We start from the raw sequence: 13,770 nt of genomic DNA on the forward strand, positions 1-13,770 counted from the left end.
TATTTTTCGGTCAGAACCACGGCGTCAGATGTGCGCATTGGGCAGCGTGGAAACCAGCGGCACCGGCGGCTTGTTTGCCCAGGACGATGACGAGGCCGAAGATGGGACCTGCAATCATTGCCATGGTTCCCGACTGGCGATGCTCACTCGACCGTTCCGGGTTCCGGGACATCCCGGCGCGTGCGTGTTTGTACGCACCGTAGAGCAGACCGCCGAGGAACAGCACACCAGCACCGGTCCGGGCCGCCCATTCGAACAAGCTGATGGCGGGCGTTCCACACAAGCCGTTACTGCCGGTTTGAGCGGCTGCTATGCCTGTCATTACGACGAGGACGACTGTCACTGTCACGACCGACGGCAGAATACGACTGTTTACTGTGAGACGACGGTTGACGTACTCAGTGGCTCGTTCAGTCTGAGTCGCTGTCGTAGAGTTGTTCTTTGCCAGTAGCGCTACTTTGCGTGCAAAACCAGTCGAATCGGGGGGCAGTATTCTGCTTTTCATGATTCTACGAATCGTAGTACGAATCGTAGTGCGATATATTCTTTGTATCGTAGTATGATGTTTATTGAGATTCGGTATATGAATCAGACGAGAATCGCCACTCGATATGTAGAATAATATAGCAAGCGTGTGCAGGTAGAAGCGAATGGAATTGACCGCTCTTGACGAAGCGATCCTCGACGAACTCGACAAAGGAGCGCGCACTCAAGGATTTCTCGTCGATGCGACAGAGGAACCGCGATACAAGGTTCACGAGCGGCTAAAACTGCTCACTGCGGTGGGGTACGTGGAGAATATTCACGAGAATACGGCACTCTACGAATTACGGGGCGATCTCCGGGGTGAAGATGATGAATAGTTTTCAGTGAGTAACGTATCTTCGAATCAGCCGATTTTCAGGAATTGTGTGCGGAAATTACGGCTTCTTCATTCTCCTCTAAGTGGAAGTAGAACCACCTCAGGAGTGCCACCGTAATCTATGCGCGTCGGCTAACCGATGACGGAGATAATTCGAAATCATCCCGGACTCGAGTTCCCTTGCGGACCAATCTTGTTATTCGATCTTAATTTCATATATTTCGCGATTTTTCTATCGCTTTGAGTATATACGTGAATAATGATCGTGGATTTTTAGCCCAGCCAAATGCCTTCTTATCTTTCCAGTCTTCAGCCTTTTCAAATGTATATATTATTACTGGAGTACTGACATTCTCCTCTTTCAGCTCGTTTATTAAAGTATATCCAGCAGTGAGATCATCTCCTCGTGTTTGATCAGTAATAATAAAATCAAACCCATCCTCTAAGACTTTCTCGACAGCTTTCTCTGTATTTTCACTAGTTGTAACGCTAATTCCCAACTCTTCAAGAATTTCTCTCTCAATTTCAATATTATCGGGTTTGTCATCAACCCATAAGCCACTAGCATCATCTATATTTTCTTCTTTTAGAAATCTATCTATATTTAGTATGGCAGATGTCATCTCTTCAAGTTCACGTTTTGTTTCTAATATTTTTTGAGCATCTGGCTTTTTTACTGATCTACTCTCCTCTGTTCCTTCGGATGTTTCTTCATCAATTTCAGAATCTGAAGCTTTGGCTGGCTTCAACTCTACTAGCGCACCAGCGGCTGTTAATACCTCAAAATCAATTGAATGACTACCACTCTGAACATGTTTAACTCTCCCAATTAAATCCTTGATATCAGATTGATAATATAATAAAAATATAGTTGCTATCAATGGCCAAATAATCCCCTGGACAAGTGTAAAAATAAGTTTTACCCAATCAAAAACGTTGTTCCCCGTTTGAGTGGCGGCAAAGGTGATCTGGCAGCTTGGTATTAATCTCTTTGTACCCCCTGTTAACAACTCTTTCACTACTCACCACTCATCTCATCCGCTAATAGTTATTTCACCATTTCTATCACAATCGGGAGGAGAAATGCAGATTAATTAATTGAAATATATGTTACCGGACCATTTTGGCACTTCTGATCGTGACTAGTGGACCATCCAGTAAATTCGCACCCAGTCGCGATTTTCACCGAAGATAGGCTTGTGCAGCGGTGTCAAAGCAATTTTCGGGCGATCCTGCGAACGAGCCGTTGAGCGTAATCGATGGCTCGTATCGCTTGTCACTGTAATTGTAGAAAGCGAATCCCCACGAATCAGGGTTGCCAGTCCAGGCTAATCGGCACAATTTCGTTGACGTCTGCCGGATACGTTCTTTTTCTTCCCCGCTCGCGTCGGGCATCATCCACGGATCGCTTTCGAACGCGTCGACGTATGCGTGTTCGCCACGAAACCGAACTTCTACACGCGCGCACCGCTCGCTCCAGGCGGTGCGCGCATGTCTCTTAAGTCGGTCTTGGAGTTCTCAGCAAACGTATTCTGGAATCTCAGCCATACGCCAGAGACGCGCCCAGCGAGATTTCTCTTGGTGAAACGAACAACGCGAGTGCAGTCGGTGCGTATGAGTACACTCGACAGGATGTTCAGGCGAAGCAGAAGACGATGGCGTATCTTGAACAGCGACTGACGCCGCCTGAACTCAAGAAGGTCGCGGAACTGCTCAGCACACGGGAAATGCCAATTGACTATATCTACCCCAGCATCTCGATTGGATCTGATTAGTAGAAACTAAGATAGTGGTGAGTCAGTGACGTTGCGAACACTATTGATAGGTACAGAGGGTGTAATGGTCAGCAAGGAAGCTGCTATACGTAAATATGGCCCTCGATCTGAGTCTGTGGACTTATGTTGAAAAGAGACGAATTTTGTGACGCCCGAAATGCCGCTAGTGCCGCAACAAGACTATCCATGGCATCTCCTCTTTTGTTATCTACAATTTTATTATTTGATATTCCACCAATGTCTAAATCTTGTAGATGTGATAGGGCGTGAACGTTATGCTTCCGACGGTCGCGTGTGGACGCCCTATTTTTGTAACGGGTAGCAAATAGTCCCTCTTCCTTTGCCAAAGTGGCTGCTGGGTATGTTTCAAGAACGGTGGTATTCCCGTTCTTGACCATAGGGGCGATAGACACGTTACGCTGGAGCAATGGTTGAAGTATGTCCTTGACGCCGTAAAACGTCTGTTTGTATATTCGTATACTATGTGGACAGTCTGCCCGATGCATCGCATCCGTATCCCGAAGTTCATTTTTTGAAAAGTTAACACATTGTTGACGGAATCTCTCGGGATTCAGCCCCGACCAAAGTGAACTATTTACAAATTCTTTCCAGGACTTCGCTTGGAACATGACTTCTGCCATCACTTTGGGGACTCCGAATGGAAAATCAATTCCCACGGTTGCATTGTTCAATGAATCAATCCAATCGACAAGCTCTTTGAAAACCGTGTTCCTATCGGTTCCGACGCCAAAGAAATCCGATGCTTGCTCACAGTATGTGATTTGCAAGGTTCCTGGGTATTCCGTTCCAGTTGATATCCAGATATGTTTCCCTGCATCTTTCGCTCCACTAAAATCTATTCCGACCACATCTGGGTTTGAACTAGCCACGTCTGCCAATATGTCCCTCATTGTAAATGAGTTTCTGAATTACTACTACCTTATCTGATGCTTTTCTTAGTCAGATATCTGTGAAGCGACCGGCAAATAGCTTGTCTGCGTTTAACATTCTGCTTTCTATCAAATGGCGACTGGCGAGTGACCGATACGCGCCCTGTTTCCAGCATGCCCACTGAAACCTATATTCGGTGGAGGGTTCTACGAAGCTGAGTTCTGCTATTTGGACAACGAACAGGAAATCGCAGCCCTGCCGCTCACGCGAAGGGCAGACATCCCGATGAGTGGGCACTACTCGGGAGGTGGACCGTCCCGGAACGCTTCTAGTGACACGGTTCGCAACGTGGGCGCGGGATCTCCGGGCCGTGTAGGTGTGAACTCAGGCGGCTCGACGTCATGGATCGCGAACGACCACGTATAGGAACCCCATACGCCACTGTTCGTGATTTCGTCCGGCGTTAACTCAACCACGCCGTCCGTCGGCTCGTCGCCAGTGTGGAACACGTCTGCACCGTGGGCACCGGCACCTTTCCGACAGGTAACGACACCATCGTCAAGGAGGCGTGACAGCGTCTTCGCAACGTGGCGCTTCGACACGTCCGTCTCGTCGGCTAGTTCGCGGGCCGTCGCAGACCGTCGATCACGGAGTGCCTCGATCACGGCGCGCTGGGCGTCGGTTGCCACCCACTGAACGCCAGCCACTTGGTGATCCGCAAACCCTGCCGGGATGGCACTCGTGTGGATGTAGACAATCGCCTGGTTGTCGGGATCGTCAGCATTCCGAGCATACCGACCAGCGGATTGGGCAACGTGATTTTCCCGAACCGACGCAAGAATCTCGTCTGCGATATCAGCATCGGTCCCAACGAATCCACGCCCATGTGCCCGTCGCTCGTCACCGTCCTCAGTCTCGACAGTCTCCGGTTGGGCGTGAAGGTCACACTCTGCCAGCAGATTCAGCACATAGTCGTCACCGGGGTCGATTGACCCATGGATGAGTCCGACGGTGCGGTCACCGAAGTCACCACGGGAGCGCTCCTCGCCGAAATGCATCGTCTCGGGGTCCTCGATCCCTACCTCACGCATCTGCTGTTTGACTCGATACTCGACACTTGAGGCGGTGATACAGGTGTCGAACGCTTCACCATAGTGGTGACCGAGGTGATTCAGCAGAACCCGCGTTGTGTCCGGGTTGAAGTACTCGCCACTGGCAAGTGGTCGAACCGCGTCACCGACCTGGACGACGCGCAACCCGCGCTCGTAGCGCCGCCAGAGCCGACGTTCATCGACATCGAGCACACGCTCTGGAAGGATGTCCTTCGTCGTATTGCGCTGCCACAATGGCAGGCTCGGATGCGCGTCGAACCCAATCACACACCGCGCACCCGAGAGGTCTGGGACGCTTCGAATGGTTCGTACGTGATTATCTTCGTCGACGACGATAGTGACCCACGTCCGCGACCACGAATCTTCATCATGGGCACCGGCATCGAGTCGAGGCGGCGTATGACTGACAGTCCCTACACTGCGCCCGTTCTCGTCGAAGCCGTGAGCCAACGCCGACCAGATCGCCTTCGCTAACGCGGGCACGAGCGTGTGAGCATCTGGATGTTTGAGAAACCACTCGCGGTCAGGTTCGTAATCCAAGACAGCGAGCGTCGCATGCGCCTCCCGGAGTGCGTCCCCGTGGACGTTCCGTCCATACGTTCGTCGTGCGAGTTGGACGAACGCCTCCCACGTCGTAACCGGCGCACCCGCATCCTGAAGGAATGCCGTGACACCCCGTTGAATCCGCTCGTTCGTCAGGTACTCACCACCGACGGCGAAATCCGGTCGCTCGTCGAAGATGACGTTACACGATTGAACGAGTCCGGGGACGTACGCGAATTGGTGGGTAGCGTGAATCACGTCAACCGCTGGTGTGCCGTCATCTGCTCGCGGAATCCCCTCCCACTGGCTGATTGCGGGACAGGGATCTTCACCACGTGAACATGGTAGTTCGACTCCCTGATCGTTGTGTTCAGCGAGATAAGCGTGCGCTGTCGAAAACGGAATCCCGCGGCCATCGCACACGGTGTCGAACCACTCGGAGGCAGGCATCCGGTTCATCGTGATTTCTACAACATCGTTGTCCTCCTCCGATGGATCGTGGATGCCGTGGGCGACCGTGCATTTCTCCTTTCGTCCACGAAGAACGGCATAGGTCACTCCATCAGCCTCGTGGCTATGCTCGGCCGCTGCATCACGGGATTTTCGCGTCGGACTGAAGTGAACGACCGGCTGTTCATCGGTCACGTCGGCGTGGTTCAGCCACGGTTCAGTCGCAACGGTGTAGCTCTTTCCGAGGCCGGTCGGCGCGTCGATGACGACTTCCTCTCGATGCCGGACGGCGTCCAGCAGGTTCTCTCGCAAGCGGTCACGCGCCTCGTCCGTCGTGGGCCACTCGACATCGTTCGACGCAGCAACGCGCTCTCGCTCTCCATCGTCGGCGACGTCGAGTTTCTCAAGTGGAAGCGAACTCACTGGATCGGTTTCATTGTCATCGGCTTCGTACTCTGGAATGTGAGCGCCGCGGGCACGCAACGCCTCGACAGCTTCCCAGAACGCTTCACCACGGGGATACTCCGTGACCGCGGTGATAATCCGTTCTTCGAGCGCGATGACTTGGAGGGCATCCAGTCCATACATTCCCTTCCGATAGACCCAGCCATCGCCAACCTGTGCTAACCGCGTTCCACTCTTCGACTGCTCCCAACTCGGGTCGAGGTCCTTGCTGCCGTCGCTCCGCTCGTGCGTGACGGTCGATCGGAGTCGGATGTCGGCAGGGCCTGTGTGTCGGATGGCGTCGAAAACATCCTGGATCTCGGATGTAATCTCGATGTCTGCGAGGTCAGCTTTCGATATCTCGGGTTCGCGGTCGAATCCGTCCGGGCGACCAGCAGGTGTCTTTGCCCGCGCTGCATCGAGCGCCCCCGGATTGGCAGCGAGGATCTCGTCGACGATGCCGTGGACGTCGTTCGTCTCGGTCGCAGTGCCGGGGATGTGGTCACCCGTGATCGTCGTATACCGTTTTCCAGGGTAGATTTCGAGTTCTGCGTCCGGCCACTCGGGAGACGACAGGTCGATTTTGAGCGCCTTTACTCCCTCTGGCAGGCAGAAGCCACCAAGCGCGTGTGCGCCGGTTCCCGAGGGCGACCATTCACAGAACGTTCCGGCCAATCGCTCCAAGAGATCTGCGGCGGCTGGTGCCACTGCACCAGAGTCCGGGTCGCGGATATCGTCGAAATCGAGGAGGCCAACGTGTGGTTCGTCGGGGACGTCTTCGGTAGGATCGACGTGGGCGTACTTCTCATCGTCGTCCCAGTCATCGCGGTCGGGGTTCGTGAGGTAGTATGCAAGCCCGAGGTCGTCATCATGGTCAAGCCATCTGGTGGCTGCCTCGAACTCGAACCAGGCCCGAGGGTCCTTCGCACCGACAAACGCGTAGCCCGATCCGTGGTTGGAGTACCCCCAGGATGGATTGCGAGGCACCTTTCGTTCGTCGCTGTACTGCCAGAGCAACCAGCGGGAACCGTTCTCGACGAGATCCTCGGGATAGGTTCCGCGCGCGACATCGTACAGACCGATTTCTCGCTCCCGTTCGTCGTGGTCAGAGTCATCGGATTGGGCTGCTATCTCGGCTTCCCTCTCGTCCTCTAGCGTCTCGGAAATCGACCGCACCGTCGGCAAATCCTCGGACGTTCCGTTGCCTTCGGTATCCAGATGTAACTGCCTGAAATGGTAGTCACAGAGCGCTCCAGGGCCAACAGAGTGGACGGCGTTCTGCGGACAGCGGGGCATCGAACAGCCGCGACCCAACGAATTGTCGCGGCTCATACAACCACCCCCAGCTGACCGAAGTGGTCACTGTGGAGGTTTATATACGCAGGATTTAACCAGAATACAGTAAGCCTAGGCCGGGATTTGAACCCGGGCTCTCGTCCTTACCAAGGACGCGCTTTACCGCTAAGCTACCCAGGCGCGGGCATTAATTTCTACACGCCGAACCGGGTTTAGGCGTTTCGATTCGCGTCAGGGGTCGGTGGCCGACGAGGTGGTTTCGTCGCGCCAGTTCGGCCGTCGTCCCGACAGTTTCGTCAGCATGTCCACGGCCTCGTCGAAGAGTATCTCCGTCGAGTCGCGGGTGGCGACCGAGGTGGCGAGTCGCTCCGCGTACCGGCGGATACCCGTCGGGACTTCGCCGCCGGTCGCCGTCGTTCCGGCGACGATTGCGAGTTCGAACACGTCGGTTTCGAGCGCGTGGTCGTCACGGCGCTCGGTCTGGTCCCGTCCGAACGATTTGACGGTTCGAACCGCGGTGTCGGCCGCCTCCGTCCGAGCTAGCAGCGAAAATCCGCGCGAAACCATCACGTCCGCGGCCAAGATGGCGACGTTGCTTTCCGTGTACGGCTGTTCGCCGTCCCACGGCTCGTCGCGTGCAAGCGTCCGTGTGAGTCCCAATCCTTCGTAGATGAGTTGCACTCCGGCGGCGCGGCTTTCGACCTCGGTGGTGCTGGCACCGCTCTCGACTGCTCGCGCGCTCAGTAGCGTCAATACCCCCGGGACGACCGTCGATGACTCCAGTAGTCCGTCGATGTGATCGCGGAGATGCGCTGGCGTGATGTCTCCGATAGCCTCGCGCGCAGCTCCGCGCGCCCGGACGGCCTCTTCCATTGTCGGGTCTTACGACGGAATCGCCAAAGACCTTTGGAAAGCGTCTCCAACGTGATGGTATGATTCGCGTCACGGACGACCCGAAAATTAGAATCGTTACCATCGACCGCCCGGAACGGCGGAACGCGCTCACCCTCGACGGGTTGGATTCCCTCTCCGAGGCGGTCCGGGAAGCGACGCAACCGGTCGTCTACCTCCGTGGCGCGGGCACGGCCTTCTGCGCGGGTGCCGACCTCGACGTGGTGGCCGGATTGGACGACGAATCGGCGACGGAACTCGCTACCAGTGGACAACGCGTGGCGAACGACATCGAAGGCGCAGAAAGCGTCGTCGTCGCCGGTATCGACGGTGCGGCACGCGGCGGCGGCGTCGAACTCGCGTTGGCCTGTGACGTGCGGGTCGCCACCCCCGACGCGACGTTCGCCGAGCCGGGCGTTCGCCTCGGCATCTTCGGCGCGTGGGGCGGCACGACCCGCCTCCCGGAAATCGTGGGGATGGGCGACGCGCTCGACCTCGCGCTCACCGGCCGCGTCGTGACCGCCGAGGACGCACATCGGATGGGCCTCGTCTCCCGCGTCGTAGAGCAACCGCGGAAGGTGGCCGACCGTCTCGCCGCGAACGACCCGGACGCGCTCCGCGTCGTCAAAGGTCGCGTCCGCGACCGGTCTTCCACGGACGTCCAACTCGCCCGCGAAGCCGAGGCGTTCGGCGAGCTCGTCGCGGCGAACGCGGACGACATCGCGGCGCGGCGCGAGTAGCGGAAAAACGGGTCTACAGCGGGTTCGGCGCTGGTGGGACGGCGCGTTTGTGTTCGCTTCGTTCGTACATCTCGCCGATGCGTCGCACGTCGTCCGCCGTCGCGCCCTCGACCTGTCGCGCGGTCGCCGAAACCGACAGCGGTCCGTCAACGTGCAGCGCCAGAATCGCGTCGAGCGTGTCGTAATCGATGCCCAGTTCTTCCTCGTCGGTCTGTCCCGCCCACAGCCCCGCCGTCGCTTCCTTTTCGGCGAGTTCGTCCGGCGCGCCGACGTGCTTGGCGAGTTGGCGCACCTGCTGTTTGTAGAGGTTGCCGATGGGGTGGCAGTCAACAGCGCCGTCGCCGTACTTCGTGAAGTAGCCCACCAGCGCCTCGGTCCGGTTGCCGGTTCCGAGGACGACCGACCCTTCGTGGTTGGCGACGAGGTAGTTCATCACCGCGCGGGTTCGGGCGCGGGCGTTGCCGACCGCCATGTGGTCGCCCTCGGCTTCCGAGTAGGCGTCGAGGAACGAGTCCACGATGGGGTTGATCTCGAACACGTCGTAGGTGATTTCGAGTTCCGACGCGACCCATTCGGCGTCGCTCATGTTGTCCTCCCGACTCACCGCGCCGGGCATGACGAGTCCGTGGAGGTTCTCAGTTCCCAGCGCCTCCGCCGCGAGGTAGGCCGTCAACGTGCTGTCGATGCCGCCCGAGAGCCCGAGGACCGCCGACTCGGTTCCCGCGTCCGCCACCGTCTCGCGGATGAACGATACGATGTGGTCGCGGCGTGCGTCGAGTTCCTCGTCCGACAGTTCGAGGTCTATCATGTACGACCGTAGGAACGCGGCCGACTAAAACCTCTCCTCCGTGTCGTATTTCTGGACGAACGTCCGAAACGCTACGTTGAAGTGAGCGCGGAATGAAGTAGGTAGTACAGAACTTCGCTTTCGTCCGGTTGAACCTATTTTGGGTTCGAGCGCACCGGTGGCGACCAAATCCTTCGGATTTGCGGGTCACGGTGCGCGGGGCGAACGAAGTGAGTGCCGTGCACCGGTGGTCTAGTGGCAGGACATAAGCTTCCCAAGCTTATAGCCCGGGTTCAACTCCCGGTCGGTGCATTCTGCGAGGAACGGACGTGACGAGCGAATGCGCTTACGGGCGTTGTCTCTCCCTTCTACACGTCGTCGATTTCGAATCGCACGCCGTCGTTCGTTCCGTCCGTCACCGAAATCGACCAGCCGTGGGCGTCGATGATTTCACGGACGGTGCCGAGTCTCGTGTCGTCGTCGGTGCCATCGGGGTGAAACACCTGTCCGTGTTCGTCGGTGGAGAGTCCGTGGCCGTCGTCCTCGAAGTAGAAGCCGGGGCGGTCGGGGAGCGCGCCGACGCGGATCGTCGCGCCGGTGTCGGCGTGTTCCACCGTGTTTCGAATCAGGTTCTCGAACGCCCGCTGGAGGTGGCTGTGGCTTCCCACGACGGGTTCGAGTTCGTCCTCGACCTCCAACGTGATGGTGTCGTTCGCGGTGGACACCCACGCGTCCACGACGACGTGTTCGAGGTCCACCGCGGTGGCGTCGATGTCGTCCGCTTCGGCGTCGGTGACCGAACGCGCGTCGTCGATGAGTGCCTCGATTCGGTCGAGCGCGTCCTCGATGCCGTCGAGGTGCTCGGTATCGTTTTCCTTGCGGGCGAACTCGACGTACGCTTGAGCGACGTGTACCGGGGTCCGGAGGTCGTGGGTGACGGTGATTTCGAACTCCGCGAGGCGGTTTCCCTGTCGGGTGAGGTCCGCCTCGCGGCGGTCGCGTTCCAGTTCATCGCCGATCCACTTCCCGATGAACTCGACGAGCGTGATTTCCCACTGGGTGAACTCCTCGATGCGGTTCTGATTGTCGTAAAAGCAGACGGTGCCGTACACGTCGTCGCCGACGACGACCGGCGTTCCGATGTAGCAGCGGGCGCCCATGTCGATGAACCCGGCGCGGGAGGTCATTTCCGGGGCCTCGGCGGCGATGTCGGCGAGGGCGACCGTTTGCCCGGTGTCGATGGTACGCTTACAGTTCGTCTCCGCCACGGGAACGATGTCTCCCGCTTTCGTCTCGTCCGTCGGGTCGTGGACGAATTCGAAGACGTACTCCTCCCCGTCGACGGCGGAGAGAGCACAGCACTCCGTTCCGAGGACGTCGCGGCCGATTTCCAACAGCGCTTCGACTTTCCGCTCGAACGATTGTCCCGTGTCCGTGATGGCGCGGTAGATCTCGGTTAGAACGGGGTCGTCCCGCTTCGAATCCGATTCGAGTCCCGCGTGCTCGGTTCGTTTGTCCCTGCTCATGCTACGTACCTACGGTGTGTGGTTGGCCGCGTGCGAGTGACGCGAGTCGCGTGGACGCCGCGGAAACGCGATGTCGGCGAAAACCCGTATCACGCTCTTTCGCACTTCGTCCGTGATATACGACGGGAGACATGACTGTTTGGTTCTCTGTTCGGCAGTTTACATTCGATCGACATAAAAGCATTCGCTCCGACCCCTATCCATCTTCTTCACTGTCAAAACACTGCTCGAAGGCCTCGTCGGCCCGAATTGAACGTAGTTCCTCCGTCTCGTCGTCCCCGAATTTCATGGGTCGTCGCCACCACGGACCCTTTCCCGAATCGCTCGACAGTTCGGTTACGATTCGGTTCGCCGTCACTCCCGCTTCGGGACTGCTCAACGGAACCGCCGTCTCGTAGAGTTCTGACTCGTCCTCGCTCCCCACCACCAGCACCTCCGCGTCGAACTCCTCGCGCTTCAGGTGGGCGTTGTTCTCGAACGTCGCCCGCGTCTCCGCCGGAAGTTCCGCGAACTCCTCGCCGGAAATCGGGTCGAGCGCCAGCCGAAACTGACCGATGATGTACGTCCCCCACTCCGGTGCAATCCACTCGCGGTTTGGCTCCCCGGCCGTCGAGAGCGTCGCGTAGAAGAAGACGTAATCGCCCGCGGTCAGCGACAGCAGCGGTCGAGCCTTCACGCCGAAGGGGTCGCCGTAGGTGTAGCGTTCACAGCAGGGGTACTCGGCGAACTCCGGGTCGAGGTGAACGGAGAGTTCCTCCGCCCCGCTCGGCAGTTCGACGGTAGTGTCGAGGTCGGCGTACGTCGGGACGGAGCGAGCGGTCGGCTCCGGTTCCGGTATCGGGAGGTACTCGAACCCCCCGTCCGGGAATATCGGACCGCGGACGCCGGGTTGGTTCGTATTAGCGGCGACGTTGATGGCGACGGCGCGAGGCATGGCTCACGGTGGGTGTGCGGTCGGGAAAAGCGTGACTACCACACGCCGAGCGGGCCGATACACTCCCGGCAGAACGTGTACTCGGTACCGTTTTCCGTGCCACAGTGTGGACAGACGCGTCTGTCCGAGTCACTTTCGTTGAACTCCTCGAGGATGCTATCTCGACGGATGTCGTCGGGAACCCGTCCGTCCGGCCCGGATGGAGTGGACGCGAACAGCGGTGAATCGTCCTCACTCCGGAGATACCGGTAGATGAGGAGCTGTAGGCCTACGAACAGGACGACGTACAGGATTATCCACCCCCAGACGTTCATGGGATACCATGACATACGTCGCCATGCTACTTGGTAGCTTCGCACGACAGGATTCAGAAGTGTTTTCGAACTGAATGAACTCTGGCGGTTACGCCGGTCGGAGTTTGAGAATGCGGTCGTCCTGCGGTGCCGGGTTCGACGCGCGCCCGTCTCGGTTGCTCGTCATGACGTACAAATCCCCGTTCGGTCCGGTGAAGGTGGTCCGGAGGCGGCCGTACTCCCCGTCGAGGAGTCGCTCCTGTTCGACCACGTTCCGCCCGTCGATTCGTACCCGGTGAAGGTGCGTATCGACGAGCGACCCGAAGAAGAAGTCGCCCTTCCACTGTGATATCGGACCGTCGTAAAACGTCGCTCCGCCGGGCGCGATGGTCGGCGTGTAGGTCGCAATCGGGTTCGCGTACTCGTCGCTCTTCCCGGTCACGTCGGGCCACCCGTAGTTGCGCCCCGCTTCGAGGATGTTGATTTCGTCGTTCACGTCGGGACCGTGTTCCGTGCTGTAGAGGGTCCCCTCGTCGAACGCCAACCCTTGCGGATTTCGATGACCGTAGGTGAACACTTCGTTGTCGAACGGATTTTCCGGGTGCGGGCGTCCGTCCAACGTCAGCCTGAGGACCTTCCCGGCCAACGAGTCCGCGTCCTGTGCCAGCTGTCTGTCCGACGCGTCTCCGGTGGTGACGAACAGCGCGTCGTCGTGAATCAACAGTCGTCCACCGTCATGGTTGGACGTCGCCGGAATTCCGTCGAGAACGACCGCCTCCCGTTCGAATCCGTCGCTGACGCGGTGGCGGACGACCCGGTTTTGGAGCGTTCCTCCGGACTCGTAGGTCTGGTAGGTGTACGCCAAATTCTCGTTTTTCGGGTGGAACGCGAGGCCGAGCAATCCACCTTCTCCGACGTGCGCGATTCGGTTCGTCACGTCAGCGATTATCTCGTGGTCGTTGTCCCGAATCCGACGAATCCGTCCCGGCCGCTCGGTGAAATAGAGGTCGCCGTTCGACGAGAACGCGGCACCCCACGGCACTTCGAGGTTCATGGCGACCGTCTTCACACGCACCCCCCGTTCCCCGTTCGTGGTCGTCGCTCCCGTGGACCGGCCAGGGGAGTCAATACACCCGGCGAGTCCCGTGATACCGAGTGCCATCGATTGGAGGTACGTGCGGCGTCGCATACCTCACATGACGGATTGACAGGAGAAAAGCGATACG

General features: G+C 58.0%; 12 protein-coding genes and 2 tRNA genes. 3 read left to right on the forward strand and 11 right to left on the reverse strand.

Annotated elements, in window-relative coordinates; genetic code table 11:
• Positions 1–10: 10 nt before the first annotated feature.
• Complete coding sequence (locus V5735_RS13165) at positions 11–322, reverse strand: hypothetical protein (protein ID WP_423743936.1); 312 nt, start codon at positions 320–322, stop codon at positions 11–13.
• A 328-nt stretch (positions 323–650) separates the two neighbouring features.
• On the opposite strand from V5735_RS13165, the gene V5735_RS13170 reads away from it, so the two are divergent.
• Positions 651–863, forward strand: coding sequence for a hypothetical protein (locus V5735_RS13170; protein WP_423743937.1), 213 nt, complete (start codon positions 651–653; stop codon positions 861–863).
• 211 nt (positions 864–1,074) lie between these two features.
• On the opposite strand, the gene V5735_RS13175 is transcribed toward V5735_RS13170, so the two are convergent.
• From V5735_RS13175 to V5735_RS13195, 5 genes are all read right to left on the reverse strand, one after another.
• Positions 1,075–1,881, reverse strand: a complete 807-nt coding sequence (locus V5735_RS13175; RefSeq protein ID WP_423743938.1) for a response regulator — start codon at positions 1,879–1,881, stop codon at positions 1,075–1,077.
• A gap of 839 nt (positions 1,882–2,720) precedes the next feature.
• The gene (locus V5735_RS13180; RefSeq protein ID WP_423743939.1) at positions 2,721–3,527 is read right to left on the reverse strand and encodes a DUF429 domain-containing protein; all 807 of its coding nucleotides are present in this window, start codon (positions 3,525–3,527) and stop codon (positions 2,721–2,723) included.
• 297 nt (positions 3,528–3,824) lie between these two features.
• Positions 3,825–7,409 carry a hypothetical protein gene (locus tag V5735_RS13185; protein ID WP_423743940.1) on the reverse strand — a complete coding sequence of 1,195 codons (3,585 nt, stop codon included), beginning with the start codon at positions 7,407–7,409 and terminating at the stop codon, positions 3,825–3,827.
• A gap of 72 nt (positions 7,410–7,481) precedes the next feature.
• Positions 7,482–7,553: transfer RNA gene (locus V5735_RS13190), tRNA-Thr, on the reverse strand.
• A gap of 51 nt (positions 7,554–7,604) precedes the next feature.
• Positions 7,605–8,246, reverse strand: coding sequence for a DUF7114 family protein (locus tag V5735_RS13195; protein ID WP_423743941.1), 642 nt, complete (start codon positions 8,244–8,246; stop codon positions 7,605–7,607).
• Positions 8,247–8,305: 59 nt separating this feature from the next.
• On the opposite strand from V5735_RS13195, the gene V5735_RS13200 reads away from it, so the two are divergent.
• Positions 8,306–9,004 (forward strand): enoyl-CoA hydratase/isomerase family protein, encoded by a 699-nt coding sequence (locus V5735_RS13200; protein WP_423743942.1) that lies wholly within the window; start codon positions 8,306–8,308, stop codon positions 9,002–9,004.
• A gap of 13 nt (positions 9,005–9,017) precedes the next feature.
• On the opposite strand, the gene V5735_RS13205 is transcribed toward V5735_RS13200, so the two are convergent.
• Entirely contained in the window at positions 9,018–9,812 is a 795-nt protein-coding gene (locus V5735_RS13205; protein WP_423743943.1) for an NAD+ synthase, read from the reverse strand.
• 220 nt (positions 9,813–10,032) lie between these two features.
• Between V5735_RS13205 and V5735_RS13210 the strand changes: the two genes are divergently transcribed.
• A tRNA-Gly gene (locus V5735_RS13210) sits at positions 10,033–10,103 on the forward strand.
• Positions 10,104–10,159: 56 nt separating this feature from the next.
• Here the strand turns inward: V5735_RS13210 and V5735_RS13215 are convergent.
• The 4 genes from V5735_RS13215 to V5735_RS13230 all read right to left on the reverse strand — a co-directional run bounded on the left by V5735_RS13215 (position 10,160) and on the right by V5735_RS13230 (position 13,733).
• Complete coding sequence (locus V5735_RS13215) at positions 10,160–11,317, reverse strand: GAF domain-containing sensor histidine kinase (RefSeq protein ID WP_423743944.1); 1,158 nt, start codon at positions 11,315–11,317, stop codon at positions 10,160–10,162.
• A 196-nt stretch (positions 11,318–11,513) separates the two neighbouring features.
• A complete protein-coding gene (locus V5735_RS13220; RefSeq protein ID WP_423743945.1) occupies positions 11,514–12,251 on the reverse strand; it encodes a hypothetical protein in 738 nt (245 codons plus the stop codon).
• A gap of 35 nt (positions 12,252–12,286) precedes the next feature.
• A complete protein-coding gene (locus V5735_RS13225; RefSeq protein WP_423743946.1) occupies positions 12,287–12,580 on the reverse strand; it encodes a DUF7577 domain-containing protein in 294 nt (97 codons plus the stop codon).
• Positions 12,581–12,653: 73 nt separating this feature from the next.
• Positions 12,654–13,733: a PQQ-dependent sugar dehydrogenase gene (locus tag V5735_RS13230; protein WP_423743947.1), complete on the reverse strand. Its 1,080-nt coding sequence runs from the start codon at positions 13,731–13,733 to the stop codon at positions 12,654–12,656.
• Positions 13,734–13,770 lie beyond the last annotated feature (37 nt).

Origin of the sequence: Haladaptatus sp. SPP-AMP-3 (assembly GCF_049568665.1) — an archaeon.
Taxonomy (GTDB): domain Archaea; phylum Halobacteriota; class Halobacteria; order Halobacteriales; family Haladaptataceae; genus Haladaptatus; species Haladaptatus paucihalophilus.

Coding starts and splice junctions, on each gene's coding strand:
- V5735_RS13195 (WP_423743941.1), bottom strand. CDS start 8,246: ATGGAAGAGGCCGTCCGGGCGCGCGGAGCTGCGCGCGAGGCTATCGGA.
- V5735_RS13220 (WP_423743945.1), bottom strand. CDS start 12,251: ATGCCTCGCGCCGTCGCCATCAACGTCGCCGCTAATACGAACCAACCC.
- V5735_RS13215 (WP_423743944.1), bottom strand. CDS start 11,317: ATGAGCAGGGACAAACGAACCGAGCACGCGGGACTCGAATCGGATTCG.
- V5735_RS13200 (WP_423743942.1), top strand. CDS start 8,306: ATGATTCGCGTCACGGACGACCCGAAAATTAGAATCGTTACCATCGAC.
- V5735_RS13230 (WP_423743947.1), bottom strand. CDS start 13,733: ATGCGACGCCGCACGTACCTCCAATCGATGGCACTCGGTATCACGGGA.
- V5735_RS13165 (WP_423743936.1), bottom strand. CDS start 322: ATGACAGGCATAGCAGCCGCTCAAACCGGCAGTAACGGCTTGTGTGGA.
- V5735_RS13225 (WP_423743946.1), bottom strand. CDS start 12,580: ATGTCATGGTATCCCATGAACGTCTGGGGGTGGATAATCCTGTACGTC.
- V5735_RS13205 (WP_423743943.1), bottom strand. CDS start 9,812: ATGATAGACCTCGAACTGTCGGACGAGGAACTCGACGCACGCCGCGAC.
- V5735_RS13185 (WP_423743940.1), bottom strand. CDS start 7,409: ATGAGCCGCGACAATTCGTTGGGTCGCGGCTGTTCGATGCCCCGCTGT.
- V5735_RS13170 (WP_423743937.1), top strand. CDS start 651: ATGGAATTGACCGCTCTTGACGAAGCGATCCTCGACGAACTCGACAAA.